Below are 23,254 nucleotides of genomic sequence, written 5' to 3'. Positions count from 1 at the left end.
AGGGTAGGGATCATCAGAACGCCGAACCAGCCTACATAGAGGCGGTTGTTGGTGCTGGTGACCCAGTTACAGAACTGCTCCCACACATTGGCGCTCTCGCGCCGTTGAAGGGTTGTTGTCATGATGAATTAGTGCAAGTAAAGGACGAATTGTCTTGGGTATGTATGCTTATACGGTAACCCGAACTTTAAGTTTTGTAAAGCATTTTTAACAAGTTCTTAGAAAATTTGCTTTTTGGCTCCATCTTGCGCCAGACAAGCCTATAAGTCATTGCTTCTATAAGACCACTCGCCTCAACAGGCCACATCACGAAAGTTTTTGGCGATCGAAGGATCCAGCTATCCCTGTCTCTGCCTCCGGTACAAGACAAAAAATTAAAATTCCTACAAAGAAGAGATGTCTCGATAGCAACGGCTCGGTTGCGGCACCCGAGATATCTCTTCCTTGTAGGGTCTGCTCTGTACCAGGATATGTAGAATACGGCTCGGATTGGTGGAAGTAGGAGAACTTTGCTGAAGAAACCCCGCTTAAGCGGCTGTTGGCAGCGCAAACGATACAGGGGTATTGAGCAGAAATACTTGATAGTGGCTAATCTCGGGGATTGATTTGAGAGCAGCCGGATTCTCGTATAGGCAGCACGTCTTACCCAGCGATCGCAAGTAAGCTTTTGCAGTTTCGGGCGATACAGATCCTTTAAACCACAGCAATACGTGAGTTACGCCTGGAAGATTCTGGAGTAGGCGATCGTAGGGATATTTATTGTTAGTCAGGGCAACTTCTTCCCCGGTTGGCAATGTTGTGCAAGATTGGTTTATTTCTGTATAAATATTTTGGATCGCTGCTTCTTTCGAGACTGTGTTGCGCTCACTCTCGTAAAGTTGCGTCAGTTCTACGCTACGTTTGTATTCAACAGAAAGCTCATTTAGAACACCAGCATCAACAATCTGTTTTAGTTCTTGCCAAGTCGTGGGAGATTGAAAATCCATAAAGCTCTCCTCTTGGGAATTTATAAGAACTTATCGTGAACTCCTCTTTTCTCCTACTAGTTAATCCTGGCTGGCTGTCCAATCACTCCGTGCCTCCACAGATTTTATGAACAACAGCATTTCTAGAACGGCACAACTACAGAGAAGGGAACACGTCAGGATACTTGTAAAGATCTACGAGTAATTCTCATAAATCTGTTAGTTGTGTCGCAAAAACAACGAATGGTCGTGTAAGCAACCTCAAGCTTTTCTCTCTGCTTTCCGATGTCTATTTCTAACTTTATCCACAAAGGAAATAGAGTCATGACTAACAGCCATCGTCTCCTTTGTTTAAAAGCAGAGTGATGTTTTTTGCGATCGCCTCTGTTTATATCCCTAAATCAAAGTAAGGGCATCCAGCATAGCCCTCAGTAAGCAGGTGATTACAATTAAACATATAGCGCTTTGCGCTTGAACCAACCATGGTTTTTGTGAGAGCCTCCGCACGACTCTCACAAAAACGAGAATTACAGCGCTTTTCAAGCGCTGTAATTCTCGTTTTTCATCCCATGCTACTCTTATCGTTTGTCAAAGCACGATTAATTGTCCTGCCTAAACGAAGCAGATGATTTTGACCTTGTTCTTCTGAGTGACGTGTCTGTGCTCCAGACACCTGAACCGTGAGCAGCAATATAAAGAAATAGAAAACAGTAGAGAACGGCTAATTCACCCCCGTTGACAATCGGGAGCAATCCTTTTGAAGCGTGCATCATAAAGTAGGCGACTGCCATTTCACCACTAGCAATAAAGGCGGCATAGCTCGTAAATAAACCAACCGCAATTAGCAAACCACAAATCAACTCAAGCAAACCACCAAATCCCAGAAATGAGGTGATGGGAAGTGGCGGTTTACCCCCAGGAATACCCAGTAGTTTCTGAGTACCATGCAAAGCAAAGGACAATCCTACAATAATTCGCAGAATGGCGTAGATATATGGGGAATAGTTGCCAAGAAGCGGGTTCATGATTTTTCCAGCCCATAGGTTGTTTAGTTCTATGATAGAAGCTGCCGACCGTGAACCATTGGGTTCTGAAATACGCACCAAAATTGGATAATCAGATTTCATCGAATTTGAAACTAACGATCCGTGGCAGGTAGAGAAAACGTACATCAAGATTACGGGTGTGATGTATTCTCTCAAATCATCGGTTCAATTCCAGAAAGCGCGATCACACTTTTAGTGGACCAATGGTGTTTAAGGAGATTTCCAGATAAGAACTTCCCCATTATTTGGAAAAAAGGCGCGGCTTCGCCGCGCCTTTTTTCCAAATAATGGGGATATTGTTTCCCAGAAATCTCCTAAGGTAGAAGGCGATCGCCAAATCAGATAACGAACAGTTGACACCAGTAGAACGTTAGTGGCTGTATTGCAGTAGAGATGGGGGAGAAGGGGCGATCGCTCCTTAACTCATAGGGATAAATGCTGGATTTTGCGGTCATAAGCTGAAAGATAAGCCATAAAAAGCGATCGGGATTCATCCAACCCATCTTTGGGGTGAAAACGTTGGTTTGGCACACTGCAAAACTGGAGAGTCCAAGAACCCCGGCATCTCGTCTTGTAATACAGGGTGTTCACCCAGATAAATGCGATCGCGTTGGGAAAAAGCTACTGGGCATTCCTAAACTTGCTAATACCGGTTCACTCCGATGAGATTGAAGGGTCTGAGGGCCCATAAAAAAACCGCTCTGAATGCCAGAGCGGGTTAACAGGAGAGAATCATGTTTCCATGAAATCGGTTGAGGTGAAGGTACCGCAGGGGCCATGCCACATCTGCAGAATGGGTACCAAGCCTCTAAATGCGTTTTACCAGGACAGTGCTGGTGGAATTGTGGCGGTCAAGAAGAACAAGGGGAGAATGAGGGCAAGACTGCGTCAGGGAAGACGAAAGAATACTCGGAGTAAGGCTCCATACATATTCGGCCAGGGGAAGAGACTTGCAGTTCATGGTCTTACTCGGTTGCCTTTCGCTCATAATACTCCCATCACATTCCTCTATCCTCTACAGCAGAATTACCAGAGAAAATAGCTGCGATCGCTAGATGAGATCAGGGAGGCTGCGGAGAAGCGATCGCAACAAGAACCTTTCCCTGACCTTGGGCCCAAGTCCCAACTCCTTCATGCAGAACATATTGTGTTACCTTCCCTTCTAGCTAGGCAGATACTGTTTCACCCGTCAAACTTTGGCCTGGTGGTCAACCTGTTGTCTACCCTGCAGCTTCAGTGAGTTGAGATAATCTCACTTTCTACCCGATCGTACCCAAGCAGTGATTATTGAAATTAAGCGTGGGTTTATGAGTTTGTGAGCTGTACTCAGGTTTGAGTTTGGGCTCAACTTGAGTTGCATCCAAACTTCAATGTTGAGATGGAATGAGCAACCGATCCTATTATGGTGCAAAAGTTCCAACTCTGAGTGGACGAAAAACAAGAGACAATTGCGTATATTGGGCTCATGCTAATAAGGGTAGCAAAGCGGCCCAATTGCAAGGCAATGTTTATTTAACGCAGTTTTTAGAGGAGTAGGCGTTGATTGCAAGCAGCGTACTTTTCCTCGGAGGCATCAGCGAGCAATGATCATGACGACGGCTCATGATCTCACCGGCAATGCCACCTGTTAAGCCAGGCGAAACCAATAAGAAAAACTGAGGTGAAAACAATGATTCAGACTCCACATGCTCAACTTGCTTCCATTACTTCAATGGATGTATATCGCCAACAGAACAGTGCAGAACAACCACAGTCCTATCTCTCATCCGCAAAGCGTAGCCGTAACCGAGGGGTAATTCTGTCGCATCAGGGATGGCAAAAGCTGATGCAAGCTGGAGCATTATGCAACGGATTTGGTGAGCGATACACCTATGAGCAGTTAGGTGAGCGATCGCATTTGGATGAGCGTACTGTCAGTCGGTTGTTAAGCTGTGAAGTCAAAGTTGATAAGAGTACGCTGAAAACGTTTTTCTATGCGTTCAACTTATCATTAGAAGCAAGTGACTATGTTTTATCCAACAGCAATAAAATGATCAAGGTAACGCCTGAAGCGTCAGGTCATCTAGACTCAACAAGAAAATCAATTCAAGTTGAACAACTCCTTGAAGAGTTAATCCAATTGAAGCAGTGCATGAGAGAGTACGAACGTCTATTTCACCGATTGGGACTGGACGAAAATCATTTTTCTCAGCATTTGAGAGCATAGAACGCTCAATAAAACCGTGAATAATCTAAAATTCGCTGCAATCACTTGCATAATACTATCGTGAATGACTGTTTCTATTTGGTAGTCATGGCCATGAGCACAGCTCTGGCACTATCAAAGATGAGGTTCAACATGTTTTTAGCGGGTTTGCTGTAATGCTGTCGCAGGGAAGCTCTCTAGCTTAATCGGCATCGGTTCTCCATGAAGTATTAGCGCTACGAGGGCGGAGCATTATTCAACTCGGTGTTCTGCTGCTAATTTTGACTCCGGTTGCACGAGTTGCATTTTTAGTATTTGCGTTTTAGTAACAGCACGATCGACTCAACATCGTCACATTAATTGTGTTGGCGATTTTAGTTTACGGTTTTCTAACAACAGAGTGATTTGAAAGGATTTCAGAAGCAGAGAAACCTATGAAACCATTACTGAAACAATCCACGGTGCTGCTGGGTTTAACGACTTGTGTTTTAGCTCATCTTGCCTTACCCGCTTCGGCAGACTCCACGGCTGGTTTATTGTTCACCTTGAGATGCCAAAGTGCCTACACTGTGAATGTTTGGAGACGTTATGGCTCAGGTGAACTGCTTTACCGAGGTACAGGGCCCTTAGGAGATTTGAGTTTGGACGGAGGAACCATGGAAAATACAGGAGCCGCTCAAGTATATGAATTTAGGAGTAGCGGCTATGTATATCAGGTACTTAGCGGGCAGGGAGACCACCAGCAGCAGGGAACATTAGAGGTGTTTAAAAACGGACGTTCGTTGCTGAGCCAAGCTTGTACACAGGACGGATAAAATCTATTGACTTTTTAGTTCACGCTCAAGCGGAAATTCCAATACATTGCCCGGTCTGAAAACTAGATTTTACTAAACGCAGGCCATAAGGCCAATTAACTTGTTGTTTAGCTCAACGATAGCACAGTATCTATCACAAATCTTCATCACTAAAGTTAATGAATTAGGAGAGTAGTATGAGTCAACCGAACAATAATGACAATTTAAATTCTGGATACGATCGTGGAATCACTCCTGCCGAAGTAGCTGCTCGGAAGCAACGGGAAGGTCAGAATTTCAAACGCTCCTCTCATCAATCTAAGCAGACTGATTCTGCAGCAATTCAGACATCGAATGGTTATACAGTAGACCGAGAAGGTTTATTAAATAACTATGCTATAGAGCTTGAGATGTATATCAACAAACCCGGAGATTTACAGCAACAAACCGAAGCAGAAGCGTTTCAACGGAGACATGAACTGGAAGAATTACAGGAAGACGGAACAGGAAAACTAACAGCAGAACACGACCTACGCTATAAAGGACCAGGACTGATTTAGCCGTTGAAGAGTGATTTGCTCCAGCATTAAATTGGAATGTGCGAGATTTTAAACAAGAAATCTCTCACGTTTGTCCAAAGACCCTAATTTCAAACTCCGGTTTAACCCGATCCTTCTGTCATGCCACCTCAGAAAGCACGATCATTTCAAACTCCTGAAACCCTGCCGAAACTTCAACGCCTAATTCAACTGAGCAATGTGCCTCTGGTGCGGATCGCTGCTGTGGCTTTAGTTCGCTATCAGCTATGGATTATGGGAAGTTTGTTTACAGGGACACTGATCTTTAACATCCTGCATCCTGCTCCGTGGCTGACAGTTAATCGAATAGCGGCGATCGAGTTCCTCTCTGCTGTCTCACAATCCTTAGCGGCATTATTAGGGGTTTTGATTGTTTTTTTAACCGTCAGCAGCCAGTTAATTTCCCAACGACGCCTGGATGAATATCGTGCTCTGCAAACGCAAATTGAACAACTGATCCATTTGACTCAAACACTTCCATCCGAATTAAATGCGTTTGACGAAATGTTGATGGAGGTGATTAATTATCTCGTTCCTCTGCAAATGCAGGATTTTCCTATTGAATCATCCCTTGCGAAGGATGAAAAAACTGTAATTTTGGAAAACCTATTAACAGAATTTAGACAGGTATGGGCTGAAAAACAGAAGCAGCTTCCCTTAGCTGCCCGTCTACACCTGCAACAAATTCTGCTGGTTCTTAACAATACGAACGAAATTCTTGAGGAATTTTTGATGCTCTATCACCGTATTTTGGAGGTGGGACGATTTATTCTGGCAATCGTTCGATTGTCTTTTCTTCTCGGAGTTTCGCTTCTCTTTTTGTTACTTTTTGGCATCATCGAATTACAAAACAGTTTCCCTGACCTTAGCCTGCCGATCATGGTCACGTTAACGGTTTGGGTATTGATTGCTCTGCTGGAATTGGTAGGCAATACCTGGTTTGTTTATAAGAACTTTCATGGGCCCTGGAGTCGTTCGATCTATCATCGGCATTATCAATCCCGCTTAGGTTCACCGAGGCGGAAGAAATCAATAGAAAAACTTGGAGAACAAACTGGCTGAACTATCAAGATCTCATTTATTACTGCCATCCATTTAGCATATTGCTGTAAATCTTCGAGTAGATGGATGGACCTTTTGTGTACAAGTCTTTTTAGCCAATATCTCAGGTTTAATTCTAGCTTTTGTAATGGTTGATCATTACTCAGATTCTTTTCTCATTTCAGCCAAACTTAGAATTTTATAGAAACCATACAAGAACGATGCATTTAACATCACTCAACCATTTTTAATGGTAACTGCTGGCTTGCCGGGTAAACATCTCATAGTAGCGATCGCCATTGGCCATCAGTTGTGCATGGGTTCCAGTTTCGAGAATTTTGCCCTGTTCTAACACAACAATACGATCGGCGAGTTTGGCGAGGGCGAGGCGATGACTAACAACAATTGTCATTCTGCCTTGGGCAATCGTGCGAAAGATTTGATAAATCTGGTGTTCATTTTTGGGATCTAGGGCTGCTGTTGGTTCGTCAAAGATGAGTAGTTCTGCCCGAGAGCGCAGCAGCGATCGGGCGATCGATACCCGTTGCCACTGCCCACCGGAGAGATCCACGCCATCCTCCAACTGTTTGCCCAGGGGCGTATCAAGACCATGAGGCAGCTTGTGGGGCAGGTAGGAAATTCCGGCTTCCTCCAGTACGGATTGAATGGCGCGATCGCAATCCATTTGGGAATTGCCCCAGCCCACATTTTCGCGTAGTGTTGCCGGGAAACGGGCATAATCCTGCATCACTACTGCAATTTTCGATCGCAATTCGTCCAGATTTAGATCGCGGTAGTTGCGATCGCCCCAGAAGATAGTGCCCTGCGTGGGATCGTAGAGACGGCAAAGTAGCTTGGCTAGAGTCGTTTTTCCGGCTCCGTTTTCACCTACCAGGGCAACCATTTCTCCGGGGGCGACTGTCAGGTTGATGTCCTGTAGCGTGGGCTTGTCACTGCCAGGATAGGTAAAACTCAGATTCTGGGTGTGAATTCCGCTGGAGGGAGATGACAGGCGATTGGATGTAGGGACAGGAGCAGTACCGCTGAGAATTTGGGGTCGCAGATCGAGCAATTCAAAAAAGGGGCGCGCCCCAATCGATGCATCATAAGTTCCCGAAAACGCATACACCAGAAGAAAGACACTCTGGCGCATTTCCAGGATTAATCCGGTAAATAGAGCCAGATCACCAAAGGTATAGCGCCGCTCCAGCACCTTCAGAATAATAAATACGTAGGGAATCGCTGCGGCAATACCGCTAACCAAAGACCAGACCATCGTTTGAATGGCTCCCGATCGCCGCACCCCTTGCATCTTGGCAAACGTTTCCTCAAATAAATTGCGCCACCGCTGAAGCAAAACGGATTGCAACGAAAACAATCTCAGTTCTTTAGCATAGATGTCTTCCGTCAAAACCTTGGCATGAATCTGCATCTGCCGAGAAAGGTTGGCCTGGGTTTCTTCAACACTCCAACTTTGTTGGTGATGTTTGATATCAAAGTACATCGTGGGGATGAACCCTACAATCAGCATCAGAGGAATCCACCAGGCGATCGCCGCAGACAGCAGCACCGACGGCACAAATCGCATGATTCCCGTGACAACTTCTACCAGCTTAAAAGTAATTTCCTGTAGTTTGAACAGGCTCTTTTCCTCAGTCAGCGTGATGAGATTCAGCCACTCTGAGTTCTCAAACAGCGCAATATCGTTGAACGTGGCTACCTTCTCAATCATTTGACTCTGAGCATAACCTTTAACGCGATCCCGGAGGGCGGTAAACACGCTGGTCTGAATCGGCTGAAGGGAGTCTATAAGGATGTTGAGAAGAATAGTGATAGCAATTGCCGTCAGCAGCAGCTGATTGTTCAGCAAAATATTGATGGAGTTCCCGGCACTGTTGGCCCCTAGTAAACGGATCACTTCATCAATGACGACTTTGCCAAAATAGAGGGCGATTGAAGGCCCTATACCTAACACCAGGTTGAGCAGCAGTAGGTTAATGATCTCTCGCGGGGCGGCCTGCAACACTAGACTGGCACTACGCCGCAGGACCTGGCTCATGCTGATTGCAGACGTTTTTTCTGCGGTGTTTACTTGCATAGCGGGAACTTTTACAGAAATCGGGGTAATTTGCTCTGCGATTCAGTTCTAGTGGACGGAAATTGGATTACAAAGCTTTTGGGACTGAGGAAATGCTAACGCAGATGTTATTTATCGAGATAACACAATTGAACAGCATCATGCTCTGTATCAACTGGAAATAAGGCACCTTCTAGATAGCTCGTTTAGCCACCCCCCAGCGAGACAAAGGCATATTATCAAGCTACTCCTGCGAGAGGTTCCTCTTAATTTCTCCTACACGCTTTATGTCCGCATCTATCTGGTTACCGATCACCCAGCCGCTTGGGTTCATCAGGCAGCAGATTGTTTTATCTATGGGTGAAGCTGCGGCATGTTGAGCAACCACTCGCAGGAGGCCCTAACGTAGAACTGCAGAATGGACAGACAGCGATGACGAAGGCAGCCAAAACTAAAAGATACATTTTTATTTGACATTCGCCCTTAAGCCACACTGAGCTGCATATGCGATCGCCAATCCGTCCGCACTATCATCAGGTGAGGGGGGAGCAGGGAGGTTAAAAATATGCATCACTGCTGACTTGATATCCGCCTTAGAAGCCCCATATTGGGCAACACTAGACTTTACCTGGGATTGGTGCAAAAAAATTAGGTCTATCAATCCGTAGTCGCCTAGAGCCAGTTCAATCACACCTAATGCTCGTAACACCTTGCTTGCATTAGTGTTCTCACGACCAAAGAAAGGCATCTCAATAGCAGCAACCTCCGGCTGAAAGATAGTGCATAGCTCCTGAACATCCGTTCGTATTTGGCACAACCGATCATACATAGAACTGCTAGCAGGAGTAGTAATAACTCCATAATCGATCGCCTGTTCTCCCCGAATAACCCCAAACCCAATGCTGGCAATTGCGGGGTCAATGCCAAGAATGACAGATGTAGACAGATCAGATGGAATAGTTTTCATGCTTTGCACAAGCTAAGCCAAGAATCCTAATTAAAGTACGCTTGATCTTGTATCATACTGCAACCATTCACTATACTGGCATCGCAGGTGCCCAGCAAACATGCGCCAAAACTTACGATTCACCATGTTTGAAGCCTTATTGAGTATGTACATGATTTTCTTCCCCGAATTCTTGATCTCAAACAGCTAATCTTAAAAACAGTTGAACTGAAACCAAGGGTTTCAGTTCAACTGTTTTTAAACGAATAATCTAGTGATCTGTCAATGTTCAAGTGCGGGGTAACCCCATACTTGAACATTGAGTTTAAAGAGTTTTTGAGGGATCATAAATCCCTCAAAAACTCCTTGACAGAGTACTAGACTAAACGCAATTACACATCGGTTAAGACTGAAAGTTCTTTTACATTCCTTACTTCAATTATTGACTTATACAAAACCATAAATACATGAAAGAATTCTTACGTAATTCTTTTTGCTTCGGCCGGCGTAGGAACCGTCGTCAGTTCCAGAACAGTGTGGATCCACAATTAAAATTATGGGTTTATCCCTGTTCTAGAAGATTGTGAATCTTAGCGTATTGGAGGAGCATGATCGTCTTTCCGTCTTTAATCTCACCCTGCTCAATCATGGCCAAGGCGTCTTCGAATTGAATCTCCATCACTTCGATATCTTCTTCCTCAATCCCACCACCCACATTTATTTTTTGGTCTGCAGAATACTCGGCTACAAAGAAATAAAGAAGTTCGGTAACAGAACCTGGAGACATGTAAGCTTCAAAGATTTTCCTAACGAAGTGAATTCGGTATCCTGTTTCTTCTTCGACTTCTCGCTTGATACAAGCCTCTGCGTGGTCTTGATCCAACAATCCTGCACAAGCTTCGATTAACATACCAGATGCGTTACCATTGACATAGGTGGGGAGCCGAAATTGTCTAGTCAGAATAACGCTCGCCTGATGCTTGTTATAAAGCAGTATTGTTGCACCATTACCCCGATCGTATACCTCACGGCTCTGGTTTAGCCAGGTTCCATCTTTCTTTTGAAAGTCGAAGGTGAGTTTACGAAGTGTGTACCAATTTGCCGAAAGAATTTCAGTCTTGATGTTTTTAATGTTGGTATTCATTAGACTTAGGACACTCAATTAGAGCCAACAGTATACCCTCACGATAGGCACGAAGTACGTTTTTAGCAAGAACTTACGTTACCTCTAATATTCGGCGGCTTAGATACGACTGTATTTGGAGATAGGGGAGTCTCTATCTCTAAACACAACTTGATTTACACTACTTAGTGTTAGTTTATCAACCCATACTTCTCCGAGGCACAACCGAAATTTCTATGGGTTAGTGAATTTGAGAAGGCTCAGTTAGAAACCCTACCATCCATGGATGTAAAACCTCTACGCCTCGCTCATGCACCTGTTGCAATGGAATGCAAAGTCACTCAAATTGTCCCCGTTGAGGGTACAACTAATGTAATGGTTTTAGGACGCGTCCTCAGATTTCATATTCGCGAAGATCTTTATCGATCAGAGTTAGGATTGGTAGATACTGTGGAAATGAAACCTGTCACGCGTTTAGGCGGGCCTGTAGAGTACACTAAGGTTGGTGAGCTCTTCTTCCCTGGTAGTGCATATTCTTAGAGGAAACCAATCTATGTTTGGTGGTGTGGAGTGCAAAGCATTTCACACCACCAAACATAGGCGAACTTAGGACACCGAATAGTAGAGCCTGTTTTAAGGATTGTTTTTCGTGCGCTTCTCACACGAAAAACAATCCTTCTAGTAGGGATAAGGTGTGAGCTTTTTGACCTTATTCCCTTCGTATTTAACCAATAGATTTTCTGCAGCAATCGTTTTTGGAGGGTACCAATCGTTGCATGGCTTCGCTATGCAACGATCGACGCAGAATATCTAATTCATACAGGGCTGTAAAGTTAAGAACTTTGAAGGAAGTAACTGAGTTAACAGGGGAGCTGAATTGGTGGTGCTAGCGTCTTCTAACGGTGTTTGTGGGCAAGAGGGTAGTCAGCAGAGAATTAGGCGGCGATCGCACCCTTTCAAGCAGCTTGTTACCTCTCTATTTCACTGACATTTGCTGGTTCTAATAAGCCTATTTCCCCATTATGACGATTCAAGCCAAGCCAAATTTTAAGCCGGGCGATCGCTCGGTTGTTACACCACAAAACCACCGAATAGCAACCGAAAAATTGATAGCATTAGCCTCGGTTGTTACTGGGTTACTGATCTGGTGGCTGGTCACGTCGTTGCGTTGGGTTGATCCCCTATTTCTCCCATCTCCTACTTCTGTTTGGGCAGCATTTTTAGAGATTCTGCGAGATGGGTACAAGGGTAGCTCTCTGCTGTTTCACATTTACGCCAGCATGTACCGCTTAGGCATAGCATTAGCGTTAGCACTCATTACAGCAATTCCTTTAGGCATGATCTGTGGTTTATCAGACTATGCTCGTGCCGCACTTGATCCCTGGATTGAGTTTTATCGTCCTCTGCCACCACTAGCCTATTACACACTGCTCGTCATCTGGCTTGGCATTGAGGATGGTTCTAAGATCGCATTACTGTATCTAGCCGCGTTTGCTCCTTTGTTTATTTCTATTGTCTCAGGAGTGCAACGAATTCCTCAAGATCGGATGAACGGAGCGCGATCTCTGGGTGCATCAGGATGGCAGATATTGTTTTACGTCGTTCTTCCATCCATTCTTCCAGAACTATTTACTGGGTTAAGAACAGCGATCGGTGTTGCCTATTCAACATTGGTAGCTGCTGAAATGGTAGCTGCTATTTCAGGGGTGGGTTGGATGGTGTTGGATGCTAGTAAGTTTTTACGAAGTGATGTCATCTTCGTCGGCATCATCATCATGGGAATCATCGCTGTTCTTATTGACGCATCAATTCGCTGGATCCAGAAAATACAAGTTCCCTGGATTGGGCACGAATCTTAGAACGTATTTGGAAGATTCAGTTTTGTTGGTGGAGTTCGCAAAGAATGAACTTTGGATTGCGGATGAATAGTTTGTGAATACATCGTCTCCCTTGTTCGACTGACTAAGAGACCTATCCCACAAAGATTGCTACCAGCTCTCAGTAACGTATGTTCAAAAAGGAAAAAAGAAATGCGATTAAAACGACGTGATGTAATGTTAGGGTTGGTCGGCATGAGCCTGCCGCTGATAGCCTCTAGCTGTTCCTCCAAACCATCTGAAACAGCTTCCGGTTCTTCAACCGCATCCACAGCATCGCCTGCAAGCAATGGGCAACAGCCTGAAAGAATCCGATTTGGATATCAAGTGTATGCCTGCTCCGATTTATTAGCCAAAGCGCTCAAGTTGACTGACCAGGCTTTCCCTGGTGTCAAAGTTGAGTATTTGCGGTGTGATTCAGGGCGAGATGTAAACACAGCTATGGCAGCAGGTGGTATTGACTTTGGTATCCTGGGTTCTGTGGCAGCAGCGGTAGGGTTATCCCGTAGCATTCCTTACAACATTTTTTATCTAACGGATTTGATTGGTACGGGCGAGGCTTTAGTTGTCAAAAATGACATCAAAACCATCGCTGATATACGGGGTAAGAAAATTGCTACTCCCTTTAGTTCGACTAGTCACTATTCGCTGCTGTCATTACTCAAACTAGAGGGCATCGATCAAAATGAATTAACTGTATTAGACATGCAAGCTCCCGATATGCTGGCAGCCTGGCAGCGGGGCGACATCGATGGCGGGTATGTCTGGGAACCTAGCCTCAGCAAAATTCAAAAAGATGGTGGAACAGTTCTGGCAACATCCGCCGATTTGGCAAAACGTGGAGCCGCAACCTTTGATGTCTCAATTGTGCGCCAGGAGTTTGTCCAGCAGTACCCAGATGTGGTGAAGCAATATACCGAGATCTTGGATGAGGCAGTTCAAGTTTATCGCCAGGATCCCGATGGGGCCGCTAAGGCGATCGCTCCCGAACTCGGCGTTACTCCTGAAGAAGCTAAGGTTCAAATGAGCCAGTTTATCTGGCTGAATTCCAAAGAAAAGGAGGATGCTCAATACTTTGGAACAACTGACAAACCCGGTGATTTGGCTAAGCTGCTGAAAGCTTCCGCAGACTTCATGGTGTCTCAAAAAGCCATTCCCTCTGCCCCAGACCAGGAAACCTATCAAAAGCAAATTCTCTATGTCAAATAGCCTTCATGTGCCGGATCAGGCGATCGCTCAACTGGTCAACATTGGTCTCACCTTTAATACTGGGGGTCAACCGACAGAGGTGCTGCACAAGGTCAACCTGGATTTGCAAACAGGGGATTTTGTCTGTGTCCTGGGTTCCTCCGGGTGTGGTAAGACTTCATTGCTGCGAATTTTAGCCGGGTATCAACGTCCTACCAGTGGGTCTGTGTTAATTGCAGGACACCCTCATACGCAGCCGGATGCAGATGTGGGTGTCGTGTTTCAACGGCCTAACTTATTCCCCTGGGCCACGATCGCCAAAAATGTAGAATTTGGCCCTAAGATGCGTGGCGTTTCTAGATTGGAACGCAAACAGCGAGTTTCCTACTTTCTGGACATGGTAGGGTTGACCCATGCAGGTCATCGCTTGCCTCATCAACTTTCGGGGGGAATGATGCAACGGGCAGCGATTGCCCGCACCCTGGCTGCTGACCCAACGTTAATTTTGATGGACGAACCGTTTGGAGCCTTGGATGCCCTGACCCGTGAGTCCATGCAACTACAGGTTAAAACCATTTGGGAACGCACGCAAAAGACAATCTTTTTCATCACTCACGATGTAGAAGAAGCGTTACTGCTGGCAACTCATATTGTTGTTATGCATGCAAACCCGGGGCGTATTGTAAAGGCGATCGCTAATCCCTTCGTAGGGCAATTTGACAAAGAGCTAACATCTAATCTGCGTTCCTCTAGAGAATTTGTTCGCATGCGTGAACATCTGGTTGCCAGCATTCGAGATTCTGACCTCGCAGCCCTTGAGGTTGCTTAAGCCGCTAAGAATCTGCTTGAGGCATTTTTTCGTGCACGAGGTGCACGAAAAAATGCCTTTTCCAATTTGATTGGGACATACAGCAATGCAATCCGAACATCTCTCCACAGGTGAAAGAAGTTGCTGTATTACAGGTGCCAAGCAGCTTTCACACAGCTTTTATTTTTCATGTAGTATCTTTTCAATTTTTATTCAAGGCTCACGCATTGATGTAGAACATAGCAGGTTCTACATCCACGCCTTACATTGACGCTCCGCATCTAGCAAACTTGTGTAAGTCCTGCTGTTACGAAGAAGCCGGTTCCGAAGATTTACCCTGAACCGCAAAAAACTAGACGTGAGATTTGAGATTTTCTGGGAATTATAAAATGTGTAAGGTAGTGCCCACAACGAGGAGATGTTCCAGGTTGTCCAAACTACCTCTTCCTGTTGAAGACTGATTAGGTTCGAAATGCCGCATTCCCAGCAAAACTCTATTCTAATCGTTGATGATATTCCTACCAATATTAAAGTGTTGGTAGATTATTTAGATAAAGCTGGTTTCAAAATTTCAGTTGCAAAAAGTGGTGAAAGTGCCTTGGAAAAGGTGCATAAGGTTTCCCCTGACTTAATTCTCCTGGATGTGATGATGCCAGGAATTGATGGATTTGAAACCTGTCAACGCCTTAAGGAGAATCCAGTAAGCCAAAAAATCCCAATTATCTTTATGACGGCGCTATCAGATGTAGCGGACAGGGTAAAAGGATTACAACTTGGCGCAGTGGACTATATAACAAAGCCTATTCAGCTTGAAGAGACATTAGCCCGGATCAATGTTCATCTTGCCTTAAGAAATACTGAAGTTCAATTGATGAATGAAATTTCTGAACGCAAACAAGCGGAGGAAACCCTACAAGAAACTTTACAAGAGCTACAAAGAACTCAAACTCAGCTTGTTCAGAATGAAAAGATGTCTAGCTTAGGGCAAATGGTCGCAGGAATTGCCCACGAAATTAATAACCCCATCAATTTTATTCATGGCAATATTGGTCCTGCCCATCAATATGCTAAAGATTTGCTGCGATTGGTGCAGCTTTATCAGGAATTCTGCCCGCATCCTTCAGTAGAGGTTGAGCAAGAAATTGATGCTATAGATTTAGAGTTTCTTAAAACTGACTTATTTAAAATCTTTCAATCAATGCACATGGGGACTGCCCGGATTTGCGAGATTGTTCAATCCCTCAGAATCTTTTCTAGATTTGATGAAGCCGAGATTAAAGCAGTTGATATTCATGAAGGAATTGATAGCACGCTGACGATCCTCCAACATCGCTTAAAAGCAAAAGCAGATTGTAAGGCAATTGAAGTAGTTCGAGACTACAGTGCACTTCCTCGAGTGGAATGCTATCCAGGGCAGCTCAATCAAGTGTTTATGAATATCCTTAGTAATGCAATTGATGCACTAGAAGAAGCAAGAGACATAAAAAATGAACAGGTTTCTCCCTGCATTAAGATTCAAACAGACATAACTCAGGATGGGAAGATTAACATCCACATCTCTGATAATGGGATGGGCATTGATGAAGCAGCTCACCCCAGGCTCTTTGATCCCTTCTTTACCACCAAACCTGTTGGCAAGGGAACAGGGCTAGGTTTGGCAATTAGTTATCAGGTCATTACCGAAAAACATTCTGGAAAACTGACTTGCTACTCCGAAAAAGGAAAGGGTGCAGAATTTATTATTTCTATCCCTAAAAATGTTTCATCCTTTTCAATCCAGTGAGGTATTAGAGAGGAGTGTAGGACGAAGTCTCATGCTCCTCTCTAATACCTCACTGGACTAGAAAATACCGTAATTTCATATAACCCAAACTCCTAAATTCGTATTTTTTAGGATTACACACCTCTTTCCATTTGACCACTTTTCTCGAAGTAGACTGACCCATATTCAGTACTACCCAGAAATCCGTGGTTCCACGGTTATTGTTGGCAGCAATTCTAAAGTTTAATCCATAGGAATTAGAAAAAAATCAGCTTAGGCTGTCGTTTTTACGTCGTATTGGCGGTCTAAGTTGAGATGAGTCCATTAATTAAATTTGCTTAGAAAAGTAGATAGTTGAGCCAAGTTCCAAGCTCTTTTGCAAGCTTTTTCATTTGAATATCTTGTTTCTGGGTTTTATTTAAGCTGCTAAAACCCTGAGGCTACTTTGCTTAAATTTGCGTTTGTGTTGAAGAAAGGAGAATTCTACCGTGAAAATACATCCGTTTAGTCTTGAAATTACCTCTGTTCATCAACGTTTTGAAGTACAGGCAATGCGATCGCCCCAAGCAATTGCCTTAGAGTTTTCAGGACAATCATTGACCTATCAAGCCTTAGATGAGCAGGCCAATCAGTTAGCCCACTATTTGCAGGGATTAGGCGTAGGGCCTGACGTTTTGGTGGGAGTTTGTTTTGAGCGATCGCTCGAAATGATCATTGCAATTCTCGGTGTTTTGAAGGCCGGGGGTGCCTACGTCCCTCTCGATCCAGCATATCCAACAGAGCGGTTGGCTTTTATGCTGGGCAACGCAGGTGTTTCTGTGCTGCTGACGCAAAGCCACTTGTTGGGTTGCTTCCCTGCTCCAAAAGCGGTAGTCGTTTGCTTAGAAGAAAATGCGGCAATCGCGCGTCAAAGCACTACAAAACCACATACTCCTGTCACGCCAGAACATCTGGCCTATGTGATTTATACTTCAGGCTCAACAGGCAAGCCCAAAGGGGTCGCAATGCCCCATCGGCCTCTGCTGAACTTAATTTCCTGGCAAGCTGAGCATTCTATTGTCACCACTGGAAAAACCTTACAGTTCTCACCGATTAGCTTTGATGTTTCCTTTCAAGAGATCTTTTCGACGCTGGCTGTAGGCGGCACCCTCGTTCTCGTTACAGAAGAGATGCGACGAGATCCGCTGAACCTGTTGCGATCGCTTGAACAGATGAAAATTGAACGACTATTTCTGCCTTTTGTTGCTCTTCAACAACTAGCCGAAGTGGCTCAAGGTGTGGGTATCGCACCTAGCTCTCTACGAGAAGTGATTACGGCAGGTGAACAATTGCGGATTACCCCTGCGATTGCCCACTGGTTCGGGCAACTTCCCCACTGTTCCCTTCATAACCACTACGGTCCCTCCGAAAGCCATGTCGTTACGGCTTTCCACCTCACGGGGTCACCTTCAGATTGGGCACTTTTACCCCCCATCGGCAAACCCATCTCAAATACTCAAATTCATTTACTGGATGCCCAACACCAACCTGTAGCTGTGGGTGAGCCAGGAGAAATTTATATCGGCGGGATGTGCTTGGCACACGGCTATTTACACCGCTCCGATGTCACAGCAGAACGTTTCATTACCTCAACGGTATTGAAGGAGCGTCTCTACAAAACAGGAGACTTGGCGCGATATCTGCCAGACGGCAACCTTGAGTATCTAGGGCGGTTGGATCAGCAGGTTAAAATTCGTGGCTATCGCATTGAGCCAGGTGAAATTGAAGCCGTTTTAGAACAACATCCAGCGGTACGGGCGGCTGTGGTGGGAGTTTATGTGGACGCTACAGGCGACCAGCAGTTGGTGGGTTATGTCGTGCCACAGGAGACGGTCGTACAATCCCAACTGGTCAGGGAGTTACGTCAATTCTTACAGGCCCAACTTCCTGCTTACATGGTGCCGGGGGCGATCGCCTGCCTCGACCACCTGCCCCTCACCCCTAGCGGAAAGGTTGATCGTCAACGTCTACCCATTCCTGACCTGACAGCAGACTTAACCGTTGCAGCGCCAGAAACCCCCATGCAAGCCCTACTGGCTGAGATTTGGGAAGAAGTTTTAGGGCTCAAACAGGTTGGTATTCACCATTCATTTTTGGATTTGGGAGGTCACTCCCTACGGGCAATTCAGGTCGTTTCACGGATTCGCGATCGCCTCCATATCGAGCTACCCCTGCGCTGTCTGTTCGAATCTCCAACCATTGCCCAGTTGGCTGAGCAACTTGAAACAGCTCAGGATCTAACAGGGAAAGCACTTATACCCATCCAACCCATTTCCAGAGACAGCCAGTTGCCACTCTCCTCTATGCAGGAGTCACTATGGTTTCTGGATCAGTTGATGCCGAACCACCCCTTCTATAACGTTCCTGAAGCATTTTGCTTGCAGGGATGCCTGAATGTAGCAGCAATGCAGGCTAGTTTTCAGGCGATCGTGGAACGACACGAATCTGTTCGCACGGTTTTCAGAAGTGTGGCCGGAAAACCTGTGCAGGTCATTCAGCCAGCCCCAGCGTTTCCCTTGCCCGTGGTGAATTTGACGTTGCTGAACTCATCGGATGTCGAACAGGAGTTGCAAGCCTTCCTGTTGAAGGAAGCCCAAATCCCCTTCAATCTGGCTGAGGATCTGCTGTTACGGGCAACGCTGTTTCAAATCGGTGAAACGGAGCATGTTCTACTGGTTAATCTGCACCACATTGTGACGGATGGTTGGTCGATCGCCGTTTTGCTGGAAGAATTGGCAACGTTCTACCAAGCTTTTACGTTGCAGCAGGAACCCGCCCTTTCAGCCTTACCCATTCAATATGCAGACTTCGCGGTCTGGCAGCGCCAGGGGTTACAGCGTGAAAGACAGGCGGATCAGCTCGCCTATTGGCAGCAACAGTTAAAGGATCTGCCATTATTGCAATTACCCGGCGATCGCCCCCGCCCCGCGACCCCAACTTATCAGGGTGCACGGCAATTTTTTACCCTATCGCAATCCCTGACCCAACAACTCAAAGACCTCAGCCGCCAATCCGGTGTCACGCTATTCGTCACCTTACTCTCAGCCTTTCAAACACTACTGTTGCATTACACGGGGCAAGAAGATTTACCGGTTGGATCACTCGTTGCAAATCGCTCTTACTCAGAATTAGAGAAGCTCATCGGTTTCTTTGTAAACACCCTGGTGTTACGTACGGATGTATCCGGTGCACCCAGCTTCCGCGAGCTCATGCAGCGGGTTCGAGCAGTCACTCTGGATGCTTACGCCCATCAAGAATTTCCCTTCGAGCAGTTGGTGCAAGCGCTGCATCCTGATCGTGATTTAAATCAAAACCCTCTGGTACAGGTTCTATTCAATTTACAGAACACACCTACCACCGTTTGGGACGTTCCCGCTCTCACGCTGTCGCATCTGCCACTCGATAACCAAACAGCCAAATTTGATCTACTGCTGGAGCTGACGGAAACTCCTACAGGGCTCACAGGCTTCTTTGAATACAGTACCGATCTATTTAACGGGGCCACGATCGCCCGTATCCTGGCAAACTTCCAAATGTTGCTGGAAACGATTGTGGCGAACCCGGACCAATCGATCGTTGAGATGGCATTGTTAACCGACGCGGAACAACGGCAGATTAATACCTGGAACGATACCCGCGCCAATTACCCAAACGTTTGCTTGCACCAGCTTATTGAAGCGCAGGCCGAACGGAACCCCGATGCGATCGCCATCCAAACATCTGCGAACACCGCTGAGCTTCATGATCAGGTGCTCACCTACCGCATGCTTAATCAGCGGGCAAATCAACTGGCCCATCATCTGCAAAGCCTGGGAGTGCAGCCCAATGTGCTGGTGGGTGTTTGTATGGAGCGATCGCTGGATCTCATCGTTGGGCTACTTGCGATTCTCAAAGCAGGCGGTGCTTATGTACCGCTTGATCCAGCTTATCCTCAGGAACGGATTGCGTTCATGCTGGAGGATGCTCAGGTCAAAGTGCTGTTGACGCAGCAATCTCTACTCGAGAAACTACCTGACCATTCTGCTAAGACGGTTTGTGTAGATAGTGATTGGGAAGCGATCGCCACAGCCAGCCCAGAGAATCCTCTCAGCTCCGTACAGCCCGACAATTTAGCTTACGTCCTCTACACCTCAGGCTCCACAGGCAAACCCAAAGGTGTTCAGATTGAGCATCACTCCATCGTGAATTTACTGACATTTATGCGCCAGGAGCCGGGATTGACCGAGCATGATGTGCTGCTGGCAGTCACAACCGTCTCGTTTGATATTGCGGCAGTAGAACTCTATCTGCCGCTAGTGGTGGGAGCACGCAGCGTCATGGTGAGCCGTTGTGTGGCCTCGGATGCGGCACAACTGGTCAAAGCTCTGGAGCGATCGCAGGCTACCTTTATGCAGGCCACTCCGGCTACTTGGCGGCTGTTATTAGCAGCAGGATGGCAAGGTAGCCCGAACCTGAGAATTGTCTGTTGTGGAGAAGCTCTTAGCCGTGACCTGGCAAAGTGCCTGTTAGATCGCTGCCATACGCTATGGAATATGTATGGGCCGACTGAAACCACAATTTATTCAACCTTGCATCGAGTTAAGGATGAAGGGACCTTGGTTCCAATTGGGCGGCCTGTTGCCAACACGCAAATTCATCTCCTGGCACAGCGGGGAGAAAAATGGATTCCAGTACCCGTGGGAGTTCCAGGAGAACTGTACATCGGTGGGGACGGCCTGGCCCGAGCCTACTGGAATCGTCCAGACCTGACAGCGGAACGGTTTGTGGAGATACAGGTGGGCGATGCCTGTTGGGATGCCAAAGCCAAACGCCCAATCCGTCTTTACAAAACGGGGGATCTAGCCCGTTATTTACCAGACGGCACGATCGAGTATCTGGGACGACTGGATCATCAAGTCAAGATTCGGGGTTTCCGGATTGAACTGGGTGAGATTGAAACGGCTCTGAGCCAGCACCCCAACGTGCGTGAAAATATTGTAATTGCACGGGAGGATCAGGAGAACCAACGCCTGGTCGCCTATGTTGTGTCGCGTCACCTGAAAGGCACAACACACCTCGTCCCAGAGTTGCGGGCCTTTCTCAAACGCAAACTCCCGGAATTCATGGTTCCCAGCGCCTTTGTGATGATGGATGCTCTGCCCATCACACCCAATGGCAAGGCCGATCGCCGCGCTCTACCGACCCCCACTTGCGATCGCCCAGATCTACATGAAGCCTTTGTGGCCCCCCGCACTGCTACAGAACACCAACTGGCCGCAATCTGGAGGCAAACTCTGGGCATCCAACAGGTCGGTGTTCATGACAGCTTCTTTGAATTGGGAGGCCATTCCCTACTGGCTGCTCAAATCCTCTTCCAGATCCATCAAACCTTTGGTGTGGAGTTAGCCCTCCGGACGATTTTCCTGGCTCCTACCATTGCTGAACTGGCTCTCGTGATAGCGGATTTACAAGCAGGTGTAGGGGAAGGGGAGAGAGCGATCGCCCTCCCACTCAATCTTCATGCCGAATCGGTGCTGGACTCCAGCATTGACCCAACGGGTCTACCAATCGCCCATCACCTGGAACCCCGAAACGTATTGTTAACAGGTGCGACAGGCTTTTTAGGGGCTTATTTGCTGCATGAGATTTTGGAGCAAACTCAGGCGACGGTTTACTGCTTAATGCGGGCCGATCAGGCAACGGATGCCGCGCAACGACTACAACGGAGTTTGGAATTCTATTCGCTCTGGAAGGGTGAACGGAGCACTCGCATCATTCCTGTTGTTGGGGACCTATCATTACCTCGCTTTGGGTTATCGGAGCAGCAGTTTTCAGATCTGGCTGCGTCCATTGATGTGATTTATCACAATGCAAGCTGGGTGAATTTTGTCTATCCCTATTCCGTTCTCAAAACAGCCAATGTTGAGGGCACCAAGGAAATGCTGCGCTTCGCCAGCCAGACTCAAGTGAAGGCCGTACACTTCCTGTCGTCTCTCGGCGTTTATGCCCCTGCTGCCTATGCAGACGGGTGGATTCAGGAACAGGATTTACCCGATCGCACTGCGGGTCTTTACGGTTACACTCAAACCAAGTGGGTTTCTGAAAACCTAATTCGGGCGGCCCAGGCACGTGGCATTCCTGCTGCTATTTATCGTCCCGCCTGGATTGAGGGCCACACTCAGACAGGGGTTTGCAACCATAGCGATTTTCTTCGCAGCATGATCAAAGGCTGCTTACAGTTGGGCATTGCGCCAGACTGGAACATGCCCGTTGACATTGTGCCCGTTGATTTTGTGAGTCAGACGATCGTCCATCTCTCGAAACAAGCATGTACCGTTGTTGGCAATGCCTTTAATCTGTCAAATCCTTCGACAATTTCGTGGCAGCACTTAATGAATTGGCTACGGGAACGGGGATACCCGCTGCGATTGCTACCTTATGCAGAATGGATTGTGGAGGCGATCGCTCGCATTCGCTCAACCCCAGATAATGCCCTGTATCCTTACCTCACATTCCTATCAGAGCAGGCCGATCAGGGGATGACGGTTCCCGAACTCTACTTCCAAACGAATAGCCTTCTGTTCAATTGCCAGAATGTGATGAATGGATTAGCGAATTCGGAAATTTTTTACCCCCAAATTGATGAGAAGCTGTTGACAACTTACTTCTCCTATTTCATCAACAGCGGTTTCCTCCCCTCCCCTCAAGACTTCAGCCCTCAGTCATAGTTGTTCTAAAGTTCGTTTTTTCGTGCATTCTACCCATGAAAAACGAACTTTAGGATCATGCATTGAATAACCTGCGGTTCTTTTTGTAGAAGTGACAGCTTTGCTGCGCCTTCCACAA

The 23,254-nt window shown here is 46.4% G+C and carries 15 protein-coding genes and 2 pseudogenes; 11 read left to right on the top strand and 6 right to left on the bottom strand.

The features are described 5' to 3' along the window. The 3 genes and pseudogenes from H6F91_RS01185 to H6F91_RS01175 form a co-directional block, all read right to left on the bottom strand. A pseudogene (locus H6F91_RS01185) lies at positions 1-122 on the bottom strand (photosystem II q(b) protein); the annotation flags it as partial. Between the two features lie 405 nt (positions 123-527). Beyond that, the gene (locus H6F91_RS01180) at positions 528-986 is read right to left on the bottom strand and encodes a hypothetical protein (RefSeq protein WP_190775274.1); all 459 of its coding nucleotides are present in this window, start codon (positions 984-986) and stop codon (positions 528-530) included. Between the two features lie 578 nt (positions 987-1,564). Next, positions 1,565-2,092: a DoxX family protein gene (locus H6F91_RS01175; protein WP_242035575.1), complete on the bottom strand. Its 528-nt coding sequence runs from the start codon at positions 2,090-2,092 to the stop codon at positions 1,565-1,567. 1,588 nt (positions 2,093-3,680) lie between these two features. Between H6F91_RS01175 and H6F91_RS01165 the strand changes: the two genes are divergently transcribed. The 5 genes and pseudogenes from H6F91_RS01165 (at position 3,681) to H6F91_RS01145 (ending at position 6,630) form a co-directional block, all read left to right on the top strand. Next, positions 3,681-4,217, top strand: coding sequence for a hypothetical protein (locus H6F91_RS01165; RefSeq protein WP_190775276.1), 537 nt, complete (start codon positions 3,681-3,683; stop codon positions 4,215-4,217). A 203-nt stretch (positions 4,218-4,420) separates the two neighbouring features. After that, positions 4,421-4,522, top strand: a pseudogene (locus tag H6F91_RS28475) (DUF1634 domain-containing protein); the annotation flags it as partial. A gap of 108 nt (positions 4,523-4,630) precedes the next feature. Continuing rightward, positions 4,631-5,011, top strand: a complete 381-nt coding sequence (locus H6F91_RS01155; protein WP_190775277.1) for a hypothetical protein — start codon at positions 4,631-4,633, stop codon at positions 5,009-5,011. A gap of 176 nt (positions 5,012-5,187) precedes the next feature. Further along, positions 5,188-5,550, top strand: coding sequence for a hypothetical protein (locus tag H6F91_RS01150; RefSeq protein WP_190775278.1), 363 nt, complete (start codon positions 5,188-5,190; stop codon positions 5,548-5,550). Positions 5,551-5,670: 120 nt separating this feature from the next. Next, entirely contained in the window at positions 5,671-6,630 is a 960-nt protein-coding gene (locus H6F91_RS01145) for a hypothetical protein (protein ID WP_190775279.1), read from the top strand. A 226-nt stretch (positions 6,631-6,856) separates the two neighbouring features. On the opposite strand, the gene H6F91_RS01140 is transcribed toward H6F91_RS01145, so the two are convergent. The 3 genes from H6F91_RS01140 to nudK form a co-directional block, all read right to left on the bottom strand. Then, the gene (locus tag H6F91_RS01140; RefSeq protein ID WP_242035574.1) at positions 6,857-8,668 is read right to left on the bottom strand and encodes an ABC transporter ATP-binding protein; all 1,812 of its coding nucleotides are present in this window, start codon (positions 8,666-8,668) and stop codon (positions 6,857-6,859) included. A 484-nt stretch (positions 8,669-9,152) separates the two neighbouring features. Then, positions 9,153-9,653, bottom strand: coding sequence for a crossover junction endodeoxyribonuclease RuvC (locus tag H6F91_RS01135; protein WP_190775281.1), 501 nt, complete (start codon positions 9,651-9,653; stop codon positions 9,153-9,155). Positions 9,654-10,194: 541 nt separating this feature from the next. Beyond that, entirely contained in the window at positions 10,195-10,776 is a 582-nt protein-coding gene (gene nudK / locus H6F91_RS01130) for a GDP-mannose pyrophosphatase NudK (RefSeq protein ID WP_190775282.1), read from the bottom strand. Between the two features lie 177 nt (positions 10,777-10,953). On the opposite strand from nudK, the gene H6F91_RS28470 reads away from it, so the two are divergent. The 6 genes from H6F91_RS28470 (at position 10,954) to H6F91_RS01100 (ending at position 23,136) form a co-directional block, all read left to right on the top strand. Continuing rightward, positions 10,954-11,295, top strand: coding sequence for a flavin reductase (locus tag H6F91_RS28470; RefSeq protein ID WP_347279995.1), 342 nt, complete (start codon positions 10,954-10,956; stop codon positions 11,293-11,295). Positions 11,296-11,777: 482 nt separating this feature from the next. After that, positions 11,778-12,614, top strand: a complete 837-nt coding sequence (locus H6F91_RS01120; protein WP_190775284.1) for an ABC transporter permease subunit — start codon at positions 11,778-11,780, stop codon at positions 12,612-12,614. 171 nt (positions 12,615-12,785) lie between these two features. Beyond that, positions 12,786-13,841 (top strand): ABC transporter substrate-binding protein, encoded by a 1,056-nt coding sequence (locus tag H6F91_RS01115; RefSeq protein WP_190775285.1) that lies wholly within the window; start codon positions 12,786-12,788, stop codon positions 13,839-13,841. After that, entirely contained in the window at positions 13,831-14,649 is an 819-nt protein-coding gene (locus H6F91_RS01110; protein ID WP_190789186.1) for an ABC transporter ATP-binding protein, read from the top strand. The genes H6F91_RS01115 and H6F91_RS01110 overlap by 11 nt, the downstream gene beginning before the upstream one ends. Positions 14,650-15,100: 451 nt before the next feature. Then, the gene (locus H6F91_RS01105) at positions 15,101-16,411 is read left to right on the top strand and encodes a response regulator (protein WP_190775287.1); all 1,311 of its coding nucleotides are present in this window, start codon (positions 15,101-15,103) and stop codon (positions 16,409-16,411) included. Between the two features lie 467 nt (positions 16,412-16,878). Next, positions 16,879-23,136 (top strand): non-ribosomal peptide synthetase, encoded by a 6,258-nt coding sequence (locus tag H6F91_RS01100; RefSeq protein WP_199307569.1) that lies wholly within the window; start codon positions 16,879-16,881, stop codon positions 23,134-23,136. Positions 23,137-23,254: the final 118 nt, after the last annotated feature.

Source organism: Leptolyngbya sp. FACHB-8 (genome assembly GCF_014695575.1).
In the GTDB taxonomy this organism is placed as follows: Bacteria; Cyanobacteriota; Cyanobacteriia; order Elainellales; family Elainellaceae; genus Vacuolonema.
Note: the sequence above shows the minus strand (reverse complement) of the source record. Positions and strands in the feature narration are given on the sequence as shown.